The sequence below is a fragment of the Arthrobacter sp. StoSoilA2 genome (genome assembly GCF_019977195.1).
Classification (GTDB): domain Bacteria; phylum Actinomycetota; class Actinomycetes; order Actinomycetales; family Micrococcaceae; genus Arthrobacter.
On record NZ_AP024643.1, the window covers coordinates 3912885 to 3934391 of the forward strand.

Consider the following 21507-nt stretch of genomic DNA (forward strand, 5'->3'; position numbering starts at 1 on the left):
CGTCCGGGTCAACAGATGAAGCCACTTCCCCAGCCCGGCACGGCATCGCCTCAGACCACCCGGATGCCCAAATGGCCGGCCAGCAACGGGGCCATGAGACTCAACTGGTAATCGTCAATAACAACTCCGGCAAGCCCGGCCAACCCGTTGATACCCCGGAACTCCGAACTCCGCAGGTCCACGTCCTTGAGCTTGGCGCCGGTCACGTCCAGGGTGCCGATGGTGCAATTCTTCAGCGATAGCCGTGTTCCCGTGCAGCCGCCCAAATCGAGCTCGTTGATGATGCAATCTGAAATCTGGACGTCCATCAGCTTGGAGCCGCGCAGGTTCACGTAGTCCAGCTTGCCGCCTTCGATCCGCACCGAACGCCACGTGCCTTCGTACAGCTCGGCTGATCCCCACCTCGGATTGCTGATCTCCACGTCCTGCCAGGAAGTCCGTGCCGCAGTGAAGACTGGCGCATACGGCTCCGCAAGGATGCATTCCCGGAACGTGGCGCCACGCAACTGGGCCTCGTTGAACGAGACTCCTGTGAACTCACACTCAATGAAGTCGGCACCGCTCAGTTCCTCCCCATCGGCAGACACCCGGGTAAACCTGATGCCGTCATACCGTTCGCCACGCTGGAAGTCCGGGGCGTCGTCGTCGCGCAGTTCTTCCAGGCGCACCGGGGAGATCTTGGGGGCTGCCACTTTTGCAGCCGCCATTAGAGGGATTCCGCCTTCGCAGCGATCTCGGCAAGGTCCTTGCTGAGGGCCTTTCGCGTAATGCTCATGCCGATCTTCCCGAACAAGGCCATGGCGACCTTGCTCCCGAGCGTGGGTTTGAGGACCTCGGCGCCGAATGTCAGCGTAAGGTCAGTTCCGCCGTCGCGCTCCGCCAGATTGAAGCGGGTGGTGTAGTCGGCGCCGCCCTGGAGTGCTTTGACTGTGGTGCTGCGGGGTGGGTCAGCCTGGGACACCCACATCTCCACGGTTTCCTGCCTGCCCATCATGGTCCGTGTTTCCTTCCAGCGGGTGCCCTCCCCATAAGGACCCTCACTGAGCATCTGGATTGCATTGATGCCCGAAAGGGTGCCGGCCGAGCCCGGGATGTCCGAGAGGACCGCCCAAACTTTCTCCGGGCTGGCGTTGATGTGCTGCGTCAGGGTGGTGGTGTGATCCATACATCGAGCCTAGACCCGGGCACTGACAGTCCCAACTGGCGGGGGAACAAGGGCGGGATTAGCCTTAAAAAGCATCCATAGAGCCCGGTGATGAAGGGGACTCTTCAATGAACCATCGGCCAGCTTCAGCCAAGTGCACTGCGTCCCGTCCCGTCGAACTCCTCGCGGCAGCAGCTGTCCTAGCCTCCGTGGTTTCCGGCTGCACAGCTCCTGGGCCCAGCCCGCAGGGACCGTCGACTTCACAGTTCTCGGGCGCGACCGGCAGCCCACCCGGCGGACAAACCGCCGGGCAATCCGCAGGAGAATCCGCCGGACAATCCGGTCAAGGGGCCAGCAGCCCGGCCCCTCAGCAGGGTGCCGCGGACATCCCTGACATCATCAGCAATGTCCAGCCGTCGGTGGTTACCATCTTCACGGACGGCGGTTTGGGCAGTGGAGTCGTATATTCGCAGGATGGCCTGATCCTGACCAATGAACATGTGGTGCGCGGCAACCGCGATGTTGAGGTTGGCTTTGCTGACGGCCAGCGGGTGGCTGGCACCGTGCGGGCCACCGACGCCATCACTGATCTTGCCCTCGTGGAAGCAAAACGGACAGGTTTGCCGGCCGCGAAATTCCAAACCTCCCTGCCCCGGATCGGCGAGCTGGCGATCGTCATAGGCTCGCCGCTGGGATTCGAAAATACGGCGACGGCGGGCATCATCTCCGGCCTCCACCGCCAGATCCCGGGTTCGGCGTCCAGCAGCCAGTCTCTGGTGGACCTCATCCAGACCGACGCCGCGATCAGCCCCGGCAACTCAGGCGGAGCCGTAGTGAACAGCCGGGGCGAAGTGACCGGCATCAGCGAAGCCTACATTCCGCCGCAGTCAGGTGCGGTTGCCCTGGGGTTTGCCATCCCCGCTGCCACCGCCGTGAAAGTGGCTGACCAGCTGAAGGAGGATGGCACAGCCGATCACGCCTTCATTGGTTTGGGACCGGGGGATATCACTCAACAGATCGCCGACCGGCTGGGCCTACCTGACACCCACGGGGCGCTGGCCCTTTCGGTGCAGGATGGCGGGCCGGCCGCCAAAGCCGGCATCCAGCCAGGGGACGTACTCGTCAAGCTCGATGGCAAGGACCTGGCAACCCCCGAGGATCTCCTCGCAGCCTTGAGAACCAAGAGTCCCGGGCAGAACGTGACGGTGGAATTCCGCAGGGGATCAGAAACCCAGGAAGTAAAGGTCCAACTGGCCGAACGCCCGTCCTCATAGCCGAGACGCTGTGGGGCCTGCCCTGCGCCCCTACTCGTCACATAGAATGCAGACCATGCCCCACAACGCGAACGGCGGGTGCCCCCGGAAAGGAGGCACCCGCCGTCGAGCGTTTATGAGCCAAGCGTTAGCTGAACAGTTCGCTCTTGGGCTCGTTGTTCTTGACCTTCTGCCAGCCAAGCCACAGGACGAGGGCGAAGAACGGGATGGTCGCCAAGGTCCAGAGACCCAGGAGGAAGACCTCGCCGGTTGCCTTATCGGTCATGGTGTCGAAGCCGATCAGTACGGTTATGGCCAGCAGCGCAACCAGGCCCAGCCAGCTGGTCCACGGCGAACCGGGCATCGGCAGGCTGGAGACGTTGCCGCGCTTCTTCCGCAGGGCAATCTGGCTCGCGAAGATGGAGCCCCAGGTGAAGATCACACCGATGGAGGCCGTGTTCAGCGCGAGGTCGAACGCGTGGGAGCCACCCAGCCAGATGTTGAGCAGGATACCCACCAGGTACACACCGCCGATCGCCAGGATGGCAGCGTACGGCACGTGGCGGGATGACATTTTGGTGAGCCACTGCGGCGCGTGGCCGTTGTTGGCCATGGTCCGGAAGATGCGGCCGATCGAGTACAGGCCCGAGTTGCAGGAGGACAGCGCGGCGGTGATGACGATCATGTTCATGACGTCGCCCATCCAGCCGAGGCCCATCTGGCCGAACACGGTGACGAACGGCGAGGTGCCGGCCTTGTACTGGTCCGACGGCAGCAGCATCGCAAGCAGCATCACGGAACCGACGTAGAAGACAATAATGCGGATCACGACGGCGCGGATCGCCTTGGGAACTTCGCGTTCCGGGTTCTCCATCTCACCAGCGGTAATACCAACGAGTTCGATTGCGTTGTAGGCGAAGATCACGGCGTTGAGGACCAGGATCATGACCAGGCCGCCCTTGGGGAACATGCCACCGTCTTCGTGGAACAGGTTGCCCACCGAGGCATGCCCGTTACCCACCTGGGCGTTGGTGACAACCATGAAGGTACCAACGGCCAGGAAGATCAGGATGGCTGCGACCTTGAGGCAGGAGGCCCAGAATTCGAACTCGCCGAAGGCCTTGACGCTGAACAAGTTCACGGCCACCAGCAGCACCAGCGCTGCAATGGCGGACAGTTCAACGGGAACGTTGGGGAAGAAGAACTGGAAGTACAGCCCGATTGCGATGAGCTCGGCAATGCCTGTCATGGCCCAGTTGATGAAGTACATCCAACCTGAAAGGAAGGCGCCCTTCTTGCCGAACATTTCACCGGCGTAGCTCACGAAAGAGCCGGACGTCTGGCGGTACATGATGAGTTCACCGAGGGCACGCATCAGCAGGTAAGCGATGACGCCGGCAATGGCGTAGGAGAAAATCAGGGCCGGGCCGGTGGAGGCCAGGCGGCCACCGGCGCCCATGAACAGGCCGACGCCGATTGCGCCGCCCATGGCGATCATGGTGACGTGGCGCCGGCTCAGGGTCTTCTGGTAACCCTCGGCGCTGAGGGTGGAGCCGACGGCGGTGGATGGGGCCGTCGGGTTCTGGAGATCTGTGGGGGTACTTTGCGGCACAGCTGTTCCTTGTGGGTTGGGGTATTGCTGTAGGTGTTTACGCCTATGCCGGAACATGGGCGTCTTGGCCACACAAAATTCGAGCTTTCCCCGTTGGAGGGCGTCGAAGTGTGACAAAGAACGCAGAACGCCGAAGGTTCGCGCAACCCGTCTATCTTACGGGATTAATGGGAATGCCCGTGACGCAGGCAACAACACCCGGCCTGGACACAGCAACGCGGGGTCACTTACGGCCCATGTTTCCCCCCGGAATGGGCCGTAAGTGACCCCGCGTTGCTTTAGGAGATCAGCACGATATTCCGGCTCTCATCTGCGAAGACTTCGTACGTCCGCAGGGGCTTGGCTCCCGTGGTGGAACACCCGGTTTCCAGCTCAAACGAGTGCTGGTGGAGCGGGCACATCACCACGCGCTGGTCGATGGTTCCGTCGGCAAGGGGGCCGCCCTTATGTGGGCACACTGCCGACACAGCCCGCAAGGTCCCGTCCCGTAGCCGGAAGACCGCAACCTGCTCGCCGTCGATCCCGAACGCCCGGCCTTCGCCGAACGGAATTTGGTCCACCGGCCCTATGACGTGTGGAATCTTCATCGGACCGGCACCTGCGGCAGGACTGTGAGCGGCAGCGAGGTCCGGAATTGGCCGGGCGTGAGTGGATCATCGCGCTCACTCCACGGATCCACGTAGTTGTCCACTGACTCCTGCATCGCCTCATCCAGGCGGGCGGCGATGCCCTCGGAGTCGTCCAGGATGACGCTGCGGATGCGATCGATCCCCACCCGGGGAACAAACGCATACGTCCGTTCCAGCCAGTTCGCGTTCTCCCGGTAGTACTGCATGAACCGACCCGCCAGCAGTGTGACTTCCTCCGGAGTATCCACCGTGACCAGCAGATCGCCCTTGCGGATTTGGGCGCCGGCCGCTCCCCCAACATAGATTTCCCAGCGGCCTCCTTCCACCGCAACGACGCCTACGTCCTTGACCAAGGACTCCGCACAGTTCCGCGGACACCCGGAGACTGCGAGTTTCAGTTTTGCCGGCGACTCGATTCCCTGGAAGCGGGATTCCAGCGAGATGCCCAAACCCGTGGAATCACCCGTGCCAAAGCGGCAGTAGTCCTTCCCCACACAGGTCTTCACGGTGCGGAAACTCTTGCCGTAGGCGTAGCCGGAGGGCATGTCCAGATCGGCCCAAACCTGCGGAAGGTCTTCCTTTGGAACGCCCAGAAGGTCGATCCTTTGCCCACCGGTCAGCTTGATCATGGGAATGTTGTGCTTCTCCGCGACGTCGGCAATCGTGCGGAGCTGCTGCACGGACGTCACGCCTCCCTTCATCTGCGGAACCACGGAGAACGTACCGTCACGCTGGATGTTCGCATGCACGCGGTCGTTGATGAAGCGGGCGTCACGCTCGTCGATGTATTGCTCTGCCAGCATCATCTTCAGGAGCGAGGCAAGGCCCATCTTGGATTTGGCATCTTCAGCGCTTCCGGGAGCCAGCGCAGCAAACACCTGGGAAACCGAGCGCAGACCAAGCTCCCGGATCCGGGATATCAACGCGGCCTTGTCCAGGGGAATACCGGGAACGTAGTAGCTGGCAGCCGGGTCATCTTCTACGGCGCCGTCGGCCGCCCACTCCACCACCTGTGTGACCAGCAGCTTGCAGGAACCACAGCCCTTGCCGGCCCGGGTGGCGTCCATGGCTGCCGGTACCGAACGGCAACCACCCTGCACCGCGGCAACAAGCGTTCCTTTGGAAACCCCATTGCAGTTGCAGACCTGTGCCGAATCCGCCAGCTCGGAAACACCTTCCTCTTCACCCGGCGAGCCGAGATCGAACATCAGCGAAAGCCGTTCCTCGGGCAGCGGCAGGCCCTGGTCAAAAGCCTGGGTCAAGTAGGCAACCTTGCGGCTGTCACCAAGAAGGGTAGCGCCCACCATCTTGTTGTCCCGGATCACGATCGACTTGAACACGCCCCGGCTCGGTTCCGAAAAAACAATGTGCTCATCCGTGTCCCGTTCCGGGCCCGCCAGGCCCATGGAAGCGACGTCGACGCCGGCCACCTTCAGTTTGGTGGCGGTCCTGGAACCCAGATAGACCGAGGAACGATCCACACCGGTGATCTGGTCCGCAAGAACAGCGGCCTGCTCCCACAGGGGCGCTACGAGCCCATAGACCTCGCCCCGGTGTTGAACGCACTCCCCCACGGCATAGATGTCCTCTTCGTCCATGACGCGCAGGTGGTCATCCACCACGATGGCCCGTTCCACGGCCAATCCACTCACGACGGCGACATCCACGTTGGGCCGGATGCCGGCAGTCACAACCACCATGTCGCAGTCCAGCTCAGTGTCATCACGCAGCCGCACGCCGGTGATCCGGTCCTTGCCCAGCACCGCAGTGGTCCGGCTTCCTGTATGGACCTCGATGCCCAGCGCCTGGACGCTTCGCCGCAGTATTGCGCCGCCATCGGGCCCTAATTGCGCGTTCATGAGGTGGCCACCGGAGTGGACCACCGCCACGTCAAGGCCGTACGCCTGCAGTCCGCGGGCAGCCTCAAGCCCCAGCAATCCCCCGCCAATCACCACAGCCTTGCGGTGATGCTCGTGCTGGGCGAACTGGACCATCTTGCGGGTATCGTCCATGGTCCGGAACGTGAAAACCCCGTGGCGCACCGATCCGCTGGGCGTGTAGAGGCCATCCATCGGGGGAAGGAAAGAGTGGCTTCCGGTGGCGATGATCAGGACGTCGTAGGGAACCACCCTGCCATCGGCCGCAAAGACGTGTTTGCTGTACTTATCTATGCGCTCCACCCGGACCCCTGCGTGCAGGGTGATGTTGTTTTCCTGGTACCACGGCAGCGCGTTGAGGAAGATGTCGGCATCGCTTTCCTCGCCGGAAAGCACGTGGCTGAGCATGATGCGGTTGTAGTTTCCATACGGTTCGTCACCGAAAATGGTGATGTCGAACGCGTCCCCGCCGCCGCGGGCCAGGATCTCCTCCACCGCACGTGCACCGGCCATGCCGTTGCCGATGACCACCAGCTGCCTGGTCATCAGTGCTCCACCATGCCCAGGTCCACCACCACGGAACCGCGGACGCCGGCCGGCGCGGCGATGTACAACTCGATCATCGAGCCGCCCTCGATATCTTCCACGACCCGCAACGGGACGTGCACATCGCCTTTGGCCCCGATGGGGAAATACCGCATCGGCACACCGTCGCGCATAAGGACAACCGCGATGAGTTCGGAGCTGGTGTTGCCGCCGCGGAAGTAGAGCGTCTGGTTCACGACGCCGTCCGGGACAAAGTGCGCGAGCTCGCTGTGGAGGGGAACCGGCTTTTCCATACCGATGCCGTCAAACGGGAATATGCCTTGAAGGAAGAGGTTCTTGGAAATCACGGAAAGATCCTTTCGGCCGGCTTCCTTCCATGGTGCTCCGCCGTTGTTTCAGGACGCTCGATGCCGTGTTTCCATATGCAGGACACGGCGTAACGATCCCTTTGCGAACAGCTCACCCCGGCGGCAGCGGCGGCCACGTCGGCCTACAGCAACTCACCATCCTGCATCCCGTACCGGACCCAGCTACCCACTGAACCGGCCGCTGCACACCGATCGAACCACTCCCCCAGCGCGCGGTCGTGGCTCACGATGACCAGTGTCCCGGCGAAGCCTGCGAGCGCAGCTTCCAACTGTTCCACGAGCACCGGCGCAAGGTGGTTGGTGGGTTCGTCCACGATCATGGTTTCGTAGCTGCCCAGGAGCAGCCTGGCCAGGGCGAGCCTGCGTTGCTGTCCGGCCGAGAGGCTGCCCACGGGAACGTGGAACTCCGCAGGCCGGAACAAGCCCAGGCGAAGCAGGGCCTCGGCGTGTTCGTCGATGTTTCCGCCCAGTCCTGCGGCAAACGCCGGAAGGAGCCGGAGCCCGGGACGCGGCGGCACGTCGAGTTCCTGCTGCAGATACCCCACCGTGCCCTGAACGGCCAAGGTTCCGCTGGCCGGCTCAAGCGTCCCGGCGAGCACGGAGACCAGCGTTGATTTTCCTGCGCCGTTTGGCCCGGTGATGAGGACCTTCTCCCCGGTTTCGACGCGCAGATCAGTCGGTTTGAGGCGACCGGGCACGCTAATGCCGCGTGCTTCGATGGCCGGTCCAGCAGCTTCCTCGAGCTGAACGTCAAGTTGCGCGGCGAGCTTGAGCGGCACGGGTGGCCGGTCAATGGGGTTCTCTTCGAGCCGCCGCAGGCGTTCCTGGGCGTTGCGAACTTTGCTGGTGGCTGCGCGTTGCCAGGTGCCTTTTTTGAAGCCGGTCGCAAATTTGTCGTTGTCGCGCACCCGGCCGTAGCCCATGCCGCCGGAAACCGTGGCGGCCTGGAACCGTTCGGCGGCCATGGCGTCGAGCCATTCCTCGTATTGCTGCACCCAACGGGCCCGCTGGGCCGCTTTCTCCCGCAGGTAACCTTCGTAGCCGTTGCCGTATCTATTGACGGAACGGCGCTCGGCGTCGACTTCGATTACTGTGCTGGCTACCTTCCGCAACAGGACGCGGTCGTGCGAAACCACCACCACGGTGCCTCGGTGCGCAGCCAACCTCGATTCCAGCCAGGCTGTGCCGTTGGCGTCCAGGTGGTTGGTGGGCTCGTCCAGGAGCAGGGCTTCGGCAGGATCTGCCAGCAGGCAGGCGAGGGCAACGCGCTCCTGCTCCCCGCCGGACAAAGACCCAAGCGTTCGACGCCGATCCAGGCCTCCCAGCCCCAGCCTGTCCAGCGCTGCTTCCACCCGGGACTCGGCAGCGTACCCCTCGCGGAGTTGGTACTGGGTCTGCAGGCTTCCGTAGAGTTCCAGGGTTTCGGGGTCCGCGTCCGCCAGGTCCTGTTCCAGTTCGGTGATGCGGGCCTCAAGCGAGCGGAGTGCCTTAAGGGACTCGTCGATCGCGTCGCCGACAGTAATCGAGGCAGGAAGTCCGTGCGTCTGGGCGAGGTAGCCCAGGCGGTAGCCGGCGTTCCCTGCCAACCCGGCCGTGCCGTCGTCGGGCGTTTCCACGCCGGCCAGCAGGCGGAGAAGGGTGGATTTCCCCGCCCCGTTTTCCCCGACAATGGCAACGTGCTCGCCGTGATCGATGGTGAGTTCAACGCCCTGGAAAAGTTCGCGGTCCCCGTAGCCGTGGGAAACGCCGGAAAGGTGAAGGTGGTCAGTCAAGAGAGGTCCTCGCAAAGTCCGCAGTGAATGGCAGGAAACCCTTGGGGTACTGCCTCAGTGGTCTACTGGGGATGCAGCCGCATGGACGGGCTGCTCTCAAGACTTCATCGCTCCAGACTGCCCGGCGAATCGGGGCACGTCAAGTTTCAGGCCGCCGCGACCGCGCGCTTCCGCCGGGCCTTTGCCACGCGCGTACCAATCAGCCCTTGCCGCGGACTGAACAGATAGACGACGGCGAACACCGCACCCTGGGTGACCACCACCATCGCCCCTGATGCCGTGTCCAGGTAGTAGCTCAGGTAGATGCCGGTCATGGAGCACGCCACCGAGATGACCGGGGCGATCACCAGCATCCGGGAGAACCGGTCCGTCAGCAGGTAGGCGGTGGCGCCGGGAATGATCAGCATGGCCACCACCAGCACCACGCCCACGGTTTGCAAAGCCACCACCGATGTCAGCGCCAGCAGGCCGAGCAGCAGCGCTCCGAGCCGCCTGGGCGACAGTCCAATGGCGTGGGCATGCGTGGGGTCGAACGCGTACAGCGTGAGGTCCCGGCGCTTGAGGATCAGGATCGCGAAGGCCACCACGCCAAGGACCACAACCTGGATGAGGTCAGGGACGCTGACGCCCAGAAGGTTGCCGAAGATGATGTGGTTCAGGTCAGTCTGGCTCGGCGTCACGGAGATCAGCACCAGGCCCAGCGCGAACAGCGACGTGAACACGATGCCGATTGCCGCATCTTCCTTCACGCGGCTGGTGTTCCGCACCACCCCGATCAACGTCACGGCGATCAGCGCGAACACCAACGCACCAAGCGCGAACGGCGCACCCACAATGTAGGCGAGCACGACGCCGGGAAGCACCGCGTGCGATACGGCGTCGCCCATGAGGGACCAGCCGATCAGAACGAGCCAGCAGCTAAGGACCGCACAAACCACCGCAGCAATTGCCGTGGTGGCGAGGGCGCGGACCATGAAGTCGTAGCTCAAAGGTTCAAGCAGGAATTCCACGGCTTAGCCCCTGTTCATGACGTCAAGGCCAAATGCCATGGCTAGATTTTCAGGTTGCAGCACTACGTCCGGGCTGCCATGCATCAGCACCTTACGCATCAGGAGCACTGCTTCGTCGCAGAGCTGAGGGAGCGCGTGGAGGTCGTGGGTGGAGATGAGGATGGTGGCGCCGTCAGCCGCAAGTTCGCGCAGGAGCCTGGTGATAGTGGCTTCTGATCGCTTGTCCACTCCGGCGAAGGGTTCATCCAGCAGCATCATGGTGGCGCCTTGTGCGATGCCCCGGGCTACAAAGGCACGCTTTTTCTGCCCGCCGGACAGCTGGCCGATTTGGCGGTCGGCAAACTCGCCAAGCTCCACGCGGTCCAGGGCCTGTTCGACGGCGTCCCGGTCGGCTTTCCGCGGACGGCGGGTGAAACCGAGGTGCCCATAGCGGCCCATCATCACTACGTCCCGCACGGACAGGGGGAAGGCCCAGTCCACATCCTCGCTTTGCGGGACGTAGCCGATGCCGGCCTCCTTGCGGGTCTTCATGGGCGGGTGACCGTTGATGAGGACCCGGCCGGAATCGGGCTTCACCATGCCCATGATGGTCTTGAACAGGGTGGACTTGCCCGAGCCGTTCATGCCGACCAAACCGCAGATTCTGGAGTGGTCCAGGGTGAGGGATGCGGAGTCCAGCGCCAGCACCTCGCCGTAGTGGACCGTGACGTTCTCAACGACGATCGCGGGGCTGGTCATGACGCTCCTCCTGCCAGGGCTGTGGTGATGGTCTTCGCATCGTGGCGGATGAGGTCCAAATACGTGGGAACAGGACCGTCTGCTTCTGATAACGAGTCCACGTAGAGTACGCCACCGAATTTGGCGCCGGTAGCACCGACGACTTGCCGCATGGGGGCGTCGGAGACGGTGGATTCGCAGAACACGGCCGGCACCTGGTTGTCCTTGACGAATTCGATGGCCCGCGCGATCTGCTGGGGCGTGGCCTGCTGCTCAGCGTTCACGGCCCAGATGTAGACCTCTTTGAGTCCGGCATCCCGGGCCAGGTAGGAGAACGCACCTTCGCACGTCACCAGCGCCCGGTGGGCTTCGGGCAGAACGGAGAGCTTGGAGACCATCTCGTCCTGGACGGTCTGCAGTTTGGCGTTGTAGGCCTTGGCATTGGCTTCAAACTCGCCGGCATGGGCGGGGTCGAGCTTGGCGAAGGCCTTGGCCATGTTGTTGGCGTAGATCTGGACGTTGCTGGGGGACATCCATGCGTGCGGGTTTGGTTTGCCCTGGTAGAAGTCTTCTGCGATGGGCATGACCTTCACGCCGTCGCTCACCACAGCGTGGGGTACATCGAGTCCTTCCACGAATTGGGAGAACCATGCTTCAAGGTTCAGGCCGTTATCCAGGATGAGGTCGGCCTGGGCAGCCTTGCGGATGTCCCCGGGAGTCGGCTCATAGCCGTGGATTTCGGCCCCGGCCTTGGTGATGGATTCCACGCGGAGCTTGTCACCGGCGACGTTTTTGGCGACGTCGGCCAAAACGGTAAACGTGGTCAGGACAACGGGTTTGTCGTCACCTCCGGCGGAGGAATTTCCTCCGCAGGCGGACACCCCGAGCACCAGAGCGGATGCGGTCAGTAAGGCGGCGAATCGGCGGACAACTTTGGCGCGCCGAAACGGAAAGTTAGGCATACCGAAAAGTGTAGCGAAGCGGGGGCCACCCAGCAAAGATAGTCTGGTCATATGGGCACCATTTCGATGGGGGCGAGGCTTTACCGGTTCAATGCCCTGGACGCAGTCGCCGTGGCCGCCTACGTGGGGTTCACGGTCTACTTCACTTTTGCGGGCGAATCCGTGGAGCGAATGATGCTCCGGCTTTTTTCCGACCCCGCCACGGCTTCCTATGCCGTCAACGCGGTCTTCTATGCTGCCGTCGGGGTCTTTGCCTTGGCGTCCGCCTGGCGCATTGTTGGCCGCGACATCAAGATCCTGGGCACCCGTCCCTGGTTCACCCTTGGCATGGTCCCCCTTGCGGTGGTGGTCATGCTGATCGTCACGGCAATTCTGGTTGCGGCGCTCGGTACGGCGCAGACCTCCGAAAACCAGTTGGGCATCCAAGGCCTGCTTCAGCGTGTGCCGGCCTGGCTCATGGTGCCGCTGCTGGTGGTCCTGGGGCCGTTCGTCGAGGAGTACCTGTTCCGGCACCTACTCATCGGCAAATTGTCGCAGCACGTGAACATTTGGATCTGCTGCGCGATTTCGGTAGGCGTTTTCGCGTCGATCCATGTTGTGGGCCGGGAAGGGCTGGCGTTGTCGGCCCTTGCGCCTTATCTCGGCATGGCCCTGGTGCTGGTGGCGGTCTACGTGTGGACGGGAAAGAACCTGATGTTCTCCTACTTCGTCCATGCGGCCAAGAACCTCCTGGCCGTGGTTCTCATTTATGCGATCCCGCCGGACTTCCTCCCCACCGGGTAACAGAGGCATGCCAAGGCCTGCATCAGGGCCGCGAGTTCTGCATCAGCCGAGGCCATTACTAGACTCGGACTGTGAACAACCAACTCCCTGCCAAGGTTTCCGACATCTTTGACCCCTCACGCTGGCGCACCGTTTCCGGCTTCGACGACTTCAAGGACATGACGTACCACCGGCAAGTTGAGCGTTCCAGCGACGGCACGATCAAGGACCTCCCCACTGTACGTATCGCCTTCAACCGCCCCGAGGTCCGCAACGCCTTCCGTCCGGGCACTGTGGACGAGCTTTACCGGGCCATGGACCACGCGCGCATGTCTCCTGACGTTGCCACCGTGCTGCTCACGGGCAACGGACCGTCGGAAAAGGACGGCGGGCACTCGTTCTGTTCTGGCGGCGACCAGCGGATCCGTGGCCGGGACGGCTACCGCTACGCCCAAGGAGACACCCAGGAAACCATCGATCCCGCACGCGCCGGACGCCTCCACATCCTGGAAGTCCAGCGGCTCATGCGGACCATGCCCAAGGTGGTCATCGCCGTCGTCAACGGTTGGGCAGCCGGCGGCGGTCATTCCCTCCACGTGGTCAGCGATCTCACTATCGCCTCCCGCGAACACGGCAAGTTCAAGCAGACTGACGCCACCGTGGGAAGTTTCGACGCCGGATACGGCTCTGCGCTGCTGGCCCGCCAGATAGGGCAGAAAGCCGCGCGGGAGATCTTCTTCCTGGCCCGCGAATACTCCGCCGAGGACATGGTCCGGATGGGAGCCGTGAACGAGGCCGTGGACCACGCGCGGCTGGAGGAGGTCGCACTGGAGTACGCGGCTGATATCGCCCGCCAATCCCCCCAGGCCATCCGCATGCTGAAGTTCGCCTTCAACCTGGCCGATGACGGCCTGGCCGGGCAGCAGGTCTTCGCCGGTGAAGCCACACGGCTGGCCTACATGACGGACGAGGCCGTGGAGGGCAAGGAAGCCTTCCTCCAGAAACGCGACCCCGACTGGTCCAACTTCCCCTACTACTTCTAGGACTCCCCTGTGGACATCGATCCCGTACTCAAAGCACTGGCTGCTGCCCTGCATGGCGAGGGTCCCGCCGTCGAAATCGTGGTTCACGAGGACGGGCGGCCGGAAGCCGTTCCGGTAGAGACCGGCGTGGAAGAGGCCGCGGTGGTGGTGCGGACCTCCGGCTCCACCGGGACACCGAAGGCCACCGTCCTTACTGTGGATGCCCTGGCGGCCTCCTCCGTGGCCACGGCCATGGCATTGCGCGGCGAAGGCCAATGGCTGCTGGCACTGCCCTTGCAGTATGTGGCCGGCGTCCAGGTCCTGGTCCGCTCGCTCTACGCAGGCACGCGGCCCTGGGTGATGGACCAGTCGAACGGCTTCACGCCCGAGGCATTCACCGCTGCGGCGGGGGAACTGACGGACAAGATCCGCTTTACGTCGCTGGTCCCCACCCAGCTGCAGCGGCTCCTGGACTCCCCCGCACCGGAAACCCTTGCCGTGCTGCGCCGCTTCAATGCCATCCTGCTGGGCGGCGCGCCCGCTTCGGCTGAACTCCTTTCCGCCGCCCATGCCGAGGGCCTCAAGGTGGTGACCACCTACGGATCAGCCGAGACGTGCGGCGGGTGCGTGTACGACGGCGAGCCGCTGGACGGCGTCGAGGTCCGCATCGGCGAGGGCGAACTGGAAGGCCGCATCCTGCTGGGCGGCGACACCGTGGCGGCGGGCTACCTTGACGCCCCGCGGGCCACAAAGGCCGCGTTCCTCGAGGAAGACGGCGTGCGTTGGTTCGTCACGGGCGACCTCGGCGAAGTTGCCGGTGACGGCAAGCTCACTGTCCTGGGCCGCGCCGACGACGTCATCATCAGCGGCGGCGTCAAGGCCTCTGCCGGGTATATCCAAAGCAAACTGGAAGAGCTCGACGGCGTCACTGCGGCTTTCGTCGCGGGCGTACCGTCGCGAGAATGGGGCCAGGCCGTGGCAGCCTACGTGGCCATGTCCGACCCCTCGCCGGAAGGGCTTAAGGGCTTCACGGCCCGCCGCGAAGCAGCATTGGGAGTTCTGGCCCCCAAGACTGTGGTCGCCAGGAAGGAATTGCTGATGCTGCCCAACGGAAAACCGGACCGGCTGGCCATGATCGAACAGCTTTCCGCCGTGCATCAGGGACAATAGACACGTTCTGCCCTCATGACTCCGACCAAAGATCAACGCGAAATACACGAGGTACTACACGTGGCGACAGCTGCACAATGGATTCAAGGAGCCCGGCTCCGCACACTGCCCGCGGCAATCGCGCCCGTACTGATCGGTTCGGCAGCGGCGTACGAGCTCCATGCTTTCCGGCTGCCGAATGCGATCCTGGCGGCGCTCGTGGCGCTCCTCCTCCAAGTAGGTGTCAATTACGCCAATGACTACTCGGACGGCATCCGCGGGACGGACGAGGACCGGGTAGGGCCGCTGCGCCTGGTTGGTTCAAGGCTCGCCAAGCCCGAGCAAGTGAAGTGGGCGGCCTTTGGACTGTTCGGCGCGGCCATGGTGTGCGGGCTGATCCTGGTCATCATCACCCAGACCTGGTGGCTGATCCTGGTGGGCCTCGGTTGCGTCCTGGCGGCCTGGGGCTACACGGGCGGCAAAAACCCCTACGGCTACCTTGGCTTGGGCGACGTCTTCGTCTTCGTGTTCTTCGGACTGGTAGCAACGCTCGGCACAACCTACACCCAGGCCGGACAGGTCAGCCTTGCAGCAGTCATCGGCGCGATCGGCACTGGACTCATCGCCTGCGCCCTGCTCATGGCCAACAACGTCCGGGATATTCCCACAGACACAGCGGCAGGCAAACGCACCCTGGCCGTGCGTCTTGGAGACAGGCACGCCCGCGAGAGCTACGTATTGATGCTGGCCGTCGCCATCCTGCTGGTGATTGTGCTGGCACCCACCAAGCCGTGGATGTTGATCGTTCTCCTGCTGATCCCCGCCTGCCTGATGCCCGCCTGGCTCATGGTCAACGGCAAGAAGCGCAAGAGCCTCATTCCCGTGCTCAAGCAGACCGGACTGATCAACCTCGGCTACAGCCTGCTGTTCTCGCTGGGGCTGATCCTGAGCCGGGGCTTCTGAGCTTCTGAGCTTCTGTAACGAAAGCTACTTGGAACCCGGGCGTTTGTCGTTGTTGACGGCAATGTCCGGGTTCTGCTCCACCAGGCCATCCTCCGCCTCGGCGTCCTCAACTTCACCAGCGGTGCGAATGGGCTTGGCCCGGCCGGAAATACGGTCCCGGATGGCCGCAGTGGCGGCGTCGCGCTGTTTCTGGAAGAAGAGGTAACTGATGGCGAACGCGATCAGCCCCGCGAAGACCACCGCCAGGATCCAGCCCACCTGCAAAAGGGCGAACAGGATGAACAGCGGCACGAACAGCGCCAAACGGATGAGGGAATACTTCAGGAAAGCCACTATCCAAGTTTAGCCGCCCGGATGGTTGCACTCTGATCACAGCCGGAGCCGGGCGTCCAGTGAATGCCTTCCGGCGACTAGACTTGGTGCATGCTCCGGGTTGTTGGCGTCGTCGTCGTCCTTGTTATCTTCGTCTACGCCCTCGTGGACGTGATACGTACCGATGGCAGATACACACGCGGCATCTCCAAGCCCGCCTGGATCGTGGTCATGATCGTCCTGCCCCTCCTGGGTGCAGTCCTCTGGTTCATCTTCGGCAGGCCCTACGGCAAGCCCTCGGCGCAGCCCATCCGCCGCCACCCCACCGCCCCGGATGACGATCCCGAGTTCCTCCGCAACCTCGAAACCCGCCGCCGGAACACCGCCGAAGAAGAGCGCCTCAAGAAGCTCAAGGCAGAGCTGGAAGCCAAAGAGCGAAAGCTCAATGGTACTGATGGCCAGGAGGGCAGCCAGGGCAATAAAGCCCCCGGGTACAAGTCCGGCGATGCCAAACGCGGCGAGCCGGATACCCATGGCACCGACGAACTGAAGTAGGGAACATGGCCCGGCAAGCTGATGGATCACGGCAGTCTTCTACTACCGCGTCACCCATCGGCGGGCCACCACCGTCCACGCCGCAGGCCAGCTCCGGCGTTTCCCTGTCTCCTCCCCCACCCGGCGCGCCTACCCCGCCCGGCTCTTCTACCGCACCCGTCGAAACCGCACCCGGCGACGCCGTCGTGCGGCCACCAGGCCCGGCGCTGCTGTCCAGGTGGTTGTGGGTAGCCAGCTTTGCCGCAGGAACCGCAGTAGTCGTCACCAGTTTCCTTGCCCGCGATTCGCACCTGGATCGTCTCCAGGACGTTATCGCGGGAAAGCTCCCCGACGGCGACGCCCAGGCAATCGAGGGAGCAACCGCCGTCGTGTTCCTGGGAAGCCTGGCCATGCTTGCGCTGGTGGTCGCGATGGAAGCGGTCCTGCTGGCTGTGGCCTTCAAACGCCGCAGCTGGGCGCGCTGGCTGCTGGCACCGGTGGCGCTCCTGCACGCCGTGGTCACAGTGATCACGGCCGATTTCGTCGTCGCGCCGGGAAGCGAAGGCATCCTGTCCACTGTGCTGCTTGCCGTGCAGTACGTCCTGGCTGCAGCAGGCCTGATCCTGTTGTTCCTGCCCTCCACCACGGCGTGGCTGATAAGCGGACGCCGGCGCGCGACGGAAATCTAAGGCGTTCCGCGGCTTAGAGCCCGAGCACGGCTTAGAGCCCGGAGTACGAGTGCAGGCCGTTGAAGACGGTGTTCACCAGTGTGAAGTTGATGATCACGCAGGCGTAGCCAACGATCGACAACCACGCTGCGCGGGTTCCAGTCCAACCACGGGTAGCCCGGGCGTGAAGGTATCCGGCGTAGACCACCCAAATGACGAACGTCCACACTTCCTTGGGGTCCCAGCCCCAGAACCTGCCCCAGGCCTTCTCAGCCCAGATGGCACCGAACATGAGGGTGAACGTCCAGCCGATGAAGGCGATCGCGTTGATGCGGTAGGACAGGTTTTCCAGGCTCAGCGCGTTCGGAACCACCCGCATGAAGCCAAGATTGTCCGCCCGGCCGGCGGCCAGGTTCTTCTGCCGGTACGACTGAACCAACTGCAGCGCGGACATGGCGAAGGTCAAAGTAAACAGGGCCGAGGAGAGGACCGCGATGGAGACGTGGATGATCAGCCAGTAACTCTGCAGGGCCGGGACCAGGTGGCCCACCGGCGTCCAGAACGATACCGAAGCAGCCACCAGCATGATGATGGCCAGGCCGATGACGAACGTACCCAGGAACCGCAGGTCACGGCGGATGAGCACGATCAGGAAGACTGCCACGGCGACGAATGCACCGGTGGTGAGGAATTCGTACATGTTGCCCCACGGCACCCGGCCTGCGCCCAGTGCACGGGTCACAACGCCCGCACCATGAATGAGTACGCCCAGTACTGTAAGTGCCACAGCCACCCGGGCAGGCACACGCCGTTCGGCTGAGTACTTCATGTCACCGGCCGCTGTGCCACCCTCGATGGTGAGGCCCGACGTCGGACGCTCGGCACGGCCAGCCGGCCCACCGGCGTCGGTCCCTCCCAAGCGTCCGCTGGCGCGACCAGCGGCCACCGCCACCTTCTCTGAAGGAGAGCTGGCGGCAGCCTTCAAGTCGATTGCACGCAGCGCCTTGCTGCTCTTGGCCAGGTCCCAGGCAAACGCGATAAACGCCACGGTGTACGTGCCGGCGGCCAGCAGCATGAACAGCTCGCTGTACTGGCCCAGGGTTTCGTTGATGACGGGCATTACTGGTCCTTCGAGGTTGGGGAAGAGACTGTGGGGGTTGCTGCCGGGTTGCCGGAGTCAGAGGAGATCTGCCATTCCCGGGTAAAGAGTTCGCGGAGGGCTGCTGCTTCGCCCGCGAGCCGGTGGTCTTCGCCTCGCGCCAGCAGGCCATATTCCACCATGGTGCGGCCGTCCTGGTGGGTTCCCGTGCGGACCCAGACACGGCGGCGGTTGACGTAGAGCGAAGTCACCAGGCCGGCAACGGCGAGTAGGCCGAAGATCAAGGCGTACAGCTGCCCGGGGTTGTGGTGGACGTCTACGCCGATGTACTTCTTGACGCCGTCGAAGCTGATGCTGCCTTTGCCGTCCGGCAGTGTTTTCGTCATTCCTGGGGCAAGCGTGATTCCGCCGGCTTCAAGTTTCCGGCCGTTGAGCTGCGTGAGGTCCCTGACGTCCAGCTCGAACACGTTCTGCGGCACGCCCTTGTCCAGGCCGAGGTCGCCGTAGTAGGAGTCAAGGCTCAACTGTGGGTTGAAGAGTTCAGGACTTGCGCTGAAGGAGATGCCCTCATCGGACTTGAAGGCCGTGGGCAGGAAGAAGCCTTGGAACGCCAGCTGGTCCGGTTTGCCGTCCGGCACCTTGATGACCACGGATGAGTAGTAGTTGTCGCCTTGGACCTTGGCTGTGACCGGCCCCTGGAACGCGATGTTGCCCTCGCCGTCGCGGACAGTCACTACGGGGGCGTAGCCGTTTCCCGTGAGGTACAGGCTGGTGCCGCCCAGTGTGATGGGGTCGTTGACCTTGAGGATTTCCTTCTTCGCCGGCGAATCCGGATTTTCCTTGGTGGTGACCTCAGCGGTGTAGTCGATGGGCTGGCCGATCTTCTTCGGCGATTCGCGATCGAAGGTGGCCTCGAACTTGTCCAACCGAATGGAGTAGGGCTGGAGCCAACTGCTCTGGAAGTTGGTGCCCGGCGTGAATTGGTCGTAGCCCACCAAAGTATTGACGAACGTCTCGCCTTCTACCAGGATCCGCTGGCCGCTGTAGCCGAACAGGCCGCCGATAGCCACGGAAACCAGCACGCCGATCAGTGAAGTGTGGAAGACCAGGTTGCCGACTTCCTTCAGGAAGCCGCGCTCGGCACCCAAGGACGGGAGGTCGCCGTCGACGTCCCTGACTTCCACGCGGTAGCCGCGCCTTTTGAGCAGTCCGGCGGCATCGTTGATAGCCTTCGACGCCGGGATCCCGGCGTCGGCGGGCAGCGCCAAGGTGCCGTACTCCGGCAGTCGCGAAAGGCGCTTGGGGGTGCGCGGCGGCTGCGACTTCATCGCCTTGTAGTGGGCGATGGCCCGCGGGGTGACGCAACCGATCAGGGAGATGAACAGCAGGATGTAAATGGCCGAGAACCAGGCCGACGAGTACACGTCATAAAGCTGCAGGGCGTCGAGCAGCTGCCCGTAGGACGGGTTGTCCTTGATGTACTGGGTGACAACCGCGGGGTTTGCAGGGCGTTGCGGGAACAGGGACCCCGGCACCGCGCCCACAGCCAACAGGAGCAGCAGGAACAATGCCGTCCGCATGCTCGTCAGCTGGGTCCAAGCCCACCGAAGCATGCCCAGGATACCCAGGGAGGGCAGCGCGGCCTCGGACTTGGCCTGCTGGAGTTTTCCTTCCGCTGTCTTCGTGTTCGTGCTTTCAGCGGGTGGTGACTTCTTCTTGGCTTTCACGGACTCGCTCATCAGATTGGCAACTTCACATCGGTTTGGAACCAGTACTGCAACTCGGTCACCCAGGTTCCCCACACACCGGTGGCCATCAGGATGCCGAGCAAAATCAGGATGCCTCCACCAAACCGCTGGATCGCCAGGCGGTGCGTCCGGAAGAAGGACATGACGCCCATGCCCCGCCGGACGGCAAGGGCGATCAGGAGGAACGGGATACCCAGGCCAAGGCTGTAAACGAAGGCCAGGAGCGCACCCTTTGCCGCCGACGATCCGCCGGACAAACTCAGCAACTGTACCGCGGAGTATGTGGGCCCGATGCATGGAGCCCACCCCAGACCGAACGTCAGCCCCAGCAGCGGCGCGCCCCACAGGCCGGCCGGAGGCTTGGCATGGATTTTGGCGTCGCGCTGCAGCCAACCAAAGCCACCCATGAAGACGACGCCCATGAGGATGACCAGAATGCCCAGCACTTGGGTGATCCAGGCGTTCTGCGGGCCTGTCAGTAGGGTCCCGAGCTGCCCAAACGCACCGCCCAGGAGGACAAAGATCACCGAAAAGCCCAGCACAAACAGCCCAATACCTGCCAGCATGCGGCCGCGCCGCTGCTTTTGGAGGTCGACGCCGGTCAGTCCCGTGACGTAGCCAAGGTAGCCGGGGACGAGCGGCAGCACGCACGGCGAAAGGAACGAGACGAGTCCGGCCAGCAGCGCAACCGGCACGGCAAGCAGCAGTGATCCATTCAGGATCGTCTCGGCGAAAGGACTGTTCATGGGTACTACTCAGCCACTGCGGACGTAATGAGGGCCTTCAACGTGCTTTTCTCGATTTCGCCGAGGACGCGGGAGGCAACTTTGCCTTCCTTGTCCAGGACCAATGTGGTGGGCACCGCGCCGGGAGGCACGATTCCGGACACAGACAGGAGCACAGCCCCGTCTTTGTCGTTGAAGCTCGGGTAGGTGAGGTTGAAGGTCTTGTCGAAGGCCTCTGCGGTGGCTTTCTCGTCACGCAGGTTAACGCCGAAGAATTGAACGCCTTGGTCCTTGAAGTCCTGGTGCAGGGCTTCAAGCTGGGGAGCTTCGACGCGACACGGGGCACAGGCCGCGAACCAGAAGTTCAAGACCGTGACTTTACCCTTGAGGTCTTCGGGCTTGACCGTCTCCCCATTGAAGAGTGTCCCCTTGAGCGCCACCGGTGCAGCACGGTCGGCTTTGGCGAACTCGGTGACGGAACCATCCCCGGCCACGTAGTTCTTGTTGTCGCCTTTTCGGGCCTGCTCTGCGAGGGAGTCCTTCTGGGCGCAGGCCGACAGGCCCATGGTAAGTCCTGCCAACAGGACACCACCGGCTGTGAGCACGCCGCGACGCGAAACGTTGTTGTCCATGTG

General features: G+C 63.3%; 22 protein-coding genes. 7 read left to right on the forward strand and 15 right to left on the reverse strand.

Annotated features, from left to right (window positions below; all coding sequences use genetic code 11):
• Positions 1 to 50 precede the first annotated feature (50 nt).
• A complete protein-coding gene (locus LDN82_RS17750; RefSeq protein ID WP_224165256.1) occupies positions 51 to 707 on the reverse strand; it encodes a pentapeptide repeat-containing protein in 657 nt (218 codons plus the stop codon).
• Positions 707 to 1165: an SRPBCC family protein gene (locus LDN82_RS17755; protein ID WP_224165257.1), complete on the reverse strand. Its 459-nt coding sequence runs from the start codon at positions 1163 to 1165 to the stop codon at positions 707 to 709. Before LDN82_RS17755 ends, LDN82_RS17750 begins: the two co-directional genes overlap by 1 nt.
• 107 nt (positions 1166 to 1272) lie before the next feature.
• On the opposite strand from LDN82_RS17755, the gene LDN82_RS17760 reads away from it, so the two are divergent.
• Positions 1273 to 2418, forward strand: coding sequence for a trypsin-like peptidase domain-containing protein (locus LDN82_RS17760; RefSeq protein WP_224165258.1), 1146 nt, complete (start codon positions 1273 to 1275; stop codon positions 2416 to 2418).
• 127 nt (positions 2419 to 2545) lie between these two features.
• Here the strand turns inward: LDN82_RS17760 and LDN82_RS17765 are convergent, their stop codons facing one another.
• The 8 genes from LDN82_RS17765 to LDN82_RS17800 all read right to left on the reverse strand — a co-directional run bounded on the left by LDN82_RS17765 (position 2546) and on the right by LDN82_RS17800 (position 11890).
• The gene (locus tag LDN82_RS17765; protein WP_224088750.1) at positions 2546 to 4009 is read right to left on the reverse strand and encodes an amino acid permease; all 1464 of its coding nucleotides are present in this window, start codon (positions 4007 to 4009) and stop codon (positions 2546 to 2548) included.
• A 278-nt stretch (positions 4010 to 4287) separates the two neighbouring features.
• A complete protein-coding gene (locus LDN82_RS17770; RefSeq protein ID WP_224165259.1) occupies positions 4288 to 4596 on the reverse strand; it encodes a Rieske 2Fe-2S domain-containing protein in 309 nt (102 codons plus the stop codon).
• Complete coding sequence (gene nirB, locus LDN82_RS17775; protein WP_224165260.1) at positions 4593 to 7061, reverse strand: nitrite reductase large subunit NirB; 2469 nt, start codon at positions 7059 to 7061, stop codon at positions 4593 to 4595. The genes LDN82_RS17770 and nirB overlap by 4 nt, the downstream gene beginning before the upstream one ends.
• Positions 7061 to 7408: a molybdopterin oxidoreductase gene (locus LDN82_RS17780; protein WP_224088755.1), complete on the reverse strand. Its 348-nt coding sequence runs from the start codon at positions 7406 to 7408 to the stop codon at positions 7061 to 7063. The genes nirB and LDN82_RS17780 overlap by 1 nt, the downstream gene beginning before the upstream one ends.
• Positions 7409 to 7551: 143 nt before the next feature.
• Positions 7552 to 9201 (reverse strand): ABC-F family ATP-binding cassette domain-containing protein, encoded by a 1650-nt coding sequence (locus tag LDN82_RS17785; protein WP_224165261.1) that lies wholly within the window; start codon positions 9199 to 9201, stop codon positions 7552 to 7554.
• A gap of 146 nt (positions 9202 to 9347) precedes the next feature.
• Positions 9348 to 10211, reverse strand: a complete 864-nt coding sequence (locus LDN82_RS17790; RefSeq protein ID WP_224088757.1) for a metal ABC transporter permease — start codon at positions 10209 to 10211, stop codon at positions 9348 to 9350.
• 3 nt (positions 10212 to 10214) lie between these two features.
• On the reverse strand, positions 10215 to 10949 hold the full coding sequence (locus tag LDN82_RS17795) for a metal ABC transporter ATP-binding protein (protein WP_224088758.1): 735 nt from the start codon (positions 10947 to 10949) through the stop codon (positions 10215 to 10217).
• Complete coding sequence (locus LDN82_RS17800) at positions 10946 to 11890, reverse strand: metal ABC transporter substrate-binding protein (RefSeq protein WP_224167565.1); 945 nt, start codon at positions 11888 to 11890, stop codon at positions 10946 to 10948. The genes LDN82_RS17795 and LDN82_RS17800 overlap by 4 nt, the downstream gene beginning before the upstream one ends.
• A gap of 51 nt (positions 11891 to 11941) precedes the next feature.
• Here LDN82_RS17800 and LDN82_RS17805 point away from each other — a divergent pair, with 51 nt between their 5' ends.
• From LDN82_RS17805 to LDN82_RS17820, 4 genes are all read left to right on the forward strand, one after another.
• On the forward strand, positions 11942 to 12673 hold the full coding sequence (locus tag LDN82_RS17805; RefSeq protein WP_224165262.1) for a CPBP family intramembrane glutamic endopeptidase: 732 nt from the start codon (positions 11942 to 11944) through the stop codon (positions 12671 to 12673).
• A 71-nt stretch (positions 12674 to 12744) separates the two neighbouring features.
• Positions 12745 to 13695 (forward strand): 1,4-dihydroxy-2-naphthoyl-CoA synthase, encoded by a 951-nt coding sequence (locus LDN82_RS17810; protein ID WP_224088761.1) that lies wholly within the window; start codon positions 12745 to 12747, stop codon positions 13693 to 13695.
• Positions 13696 to 13704: 9 nt separating this feature from the next.
• Positions 13705 to 14844: an AMP-binding protein gene (locus tag LDN82_RS17815; RefSeq protein ID WP_224165263.1), complete on the forward strand. Its 1140-nt coding sequence runs from the start codon at positions 13705 to 13707 to the stop codon at positions 14842 to 14844.
• Positions 14845 to 14904: 60 nt separating this feature from the next.
• The gene (locus LDN82_RS17820) at positions 14905 to 15786 is read left to right on the forward strand and encodes a 1,4-dihydroxy-2-naphthoate polyprenyltransferase (RefSeq protein ID WP_224088765.1); all 882 of its coding nucleotides are present in this window, start codon (positions 14905 to 14907) and stop codon (positions 15784 to 15786) included.
• Positions 15787 to 15810: 24 nt separating this feature from the next.
• Here LDN82_RS17820 and LDN82_RS17825 read toward each other — a convergent pair whose 3' ends face one another.
• Positions 15811 to 16122, reverse strand: a complete 312-nt coding sequence (locus LDN82_RS17825) for a DUF4229 domain-containing protein (RefSeq protein ID WP_224167566.1) — start codon at positions 16120 to 16122, stop codon at positions 15811 to 15813.
• An 87-nt stretch (positions 16123 to 16209) separates the two neighbouring features.
• On the opposite strand from LDN82_RS17825, the gene LDN82_RS17830 reads away from it, so the two are divergent.
• Positions 16210 to 16653 carry a PLD nuclease N-terminal domain-containing protein gene (locus LDN82_RS17830; protein WP_224165264.1) on the forward strand — a complete coding sequence of 148 codons (444 nt, stop codon included), beginning with the start codon at positions 16210 to 16212 and terminating at the stop codon, positions 16651 to 16653.
• A 5-nt stretch (positions 16654 to 16658) separates the two neighbouring features.
• Positions 16659 to 17321, forward strand: a complete 663-nt coding sequence (locus LDN82_RS17835; protein WP_224165265.1) for a hypothetical protein — start codon at positions 16659 to 16661, stop codon at positions 17319 to 17321.
• A gap of 31 nt (positions 17322 to 17352) precedes the next feature.
• Here the strand turns inward: LDN82_RS17835 and ccsB are convergent, their stop codons facing one another.
• Genes ccsB through LDN82_RS17855 form a run of 4 tightly spaced genes read right to left on the reverse strand, consistent with a single transcriptional unit; the run spans position 17353 to position 21504 of the window.
• Complete coding sequence (ccsB, locus tag LDN82_RS17840) at positions 17353 to 18420, reverse strand: c-type cytochrome biogenesis protein CcsB (RefSeq protein ID WP_224165266.1); 1068 nt, start codon at positions 18418 to 18420, stop codon at positions 17353 to 17355.
• Positions 18420 to 20138, reverse strand: coding sequence for a cytochrome c biogenesis protein ResB (locus tag LDN82_RS17845; RefSeq protein ID WP_224165267.1), 1719 nt, complete (start codon positions 20136 to 20138; stop codon positions 18420 to 18422). The genes ccsB and LDN82_RS17845 overlap by 1 nt, the downstream gene beginning before the upstream one ends.
• Complete coding sequence (locus LDN82_RS17850; RefSeq protein ID WP_224088774.1) at positions 20138 to 20893, reverse strand: cytochrome c biogenesis protein CcdA; 756 nt, start codon at positions 20891 to 20893, stop codon at positions 20138 to 20140. Before LDN82_RS17850 ends, LDN82_RS17845 begins: the two co-directional genes overlap by 1 nt.
• Before the next feature lie 5 nt (positions 20894 to 20898).
• Entirely contained in the window at positions 20899 to 21504 is a 606-nt protein-coding gene (locus LDN82_RS17855; RefSeq protein ID WP_224165268.1) for a TlpA disulfide reductase family protein, read from the reverse strand.
• Positions 21505 to 21507 lie beyond the last annotated feature (3 nt).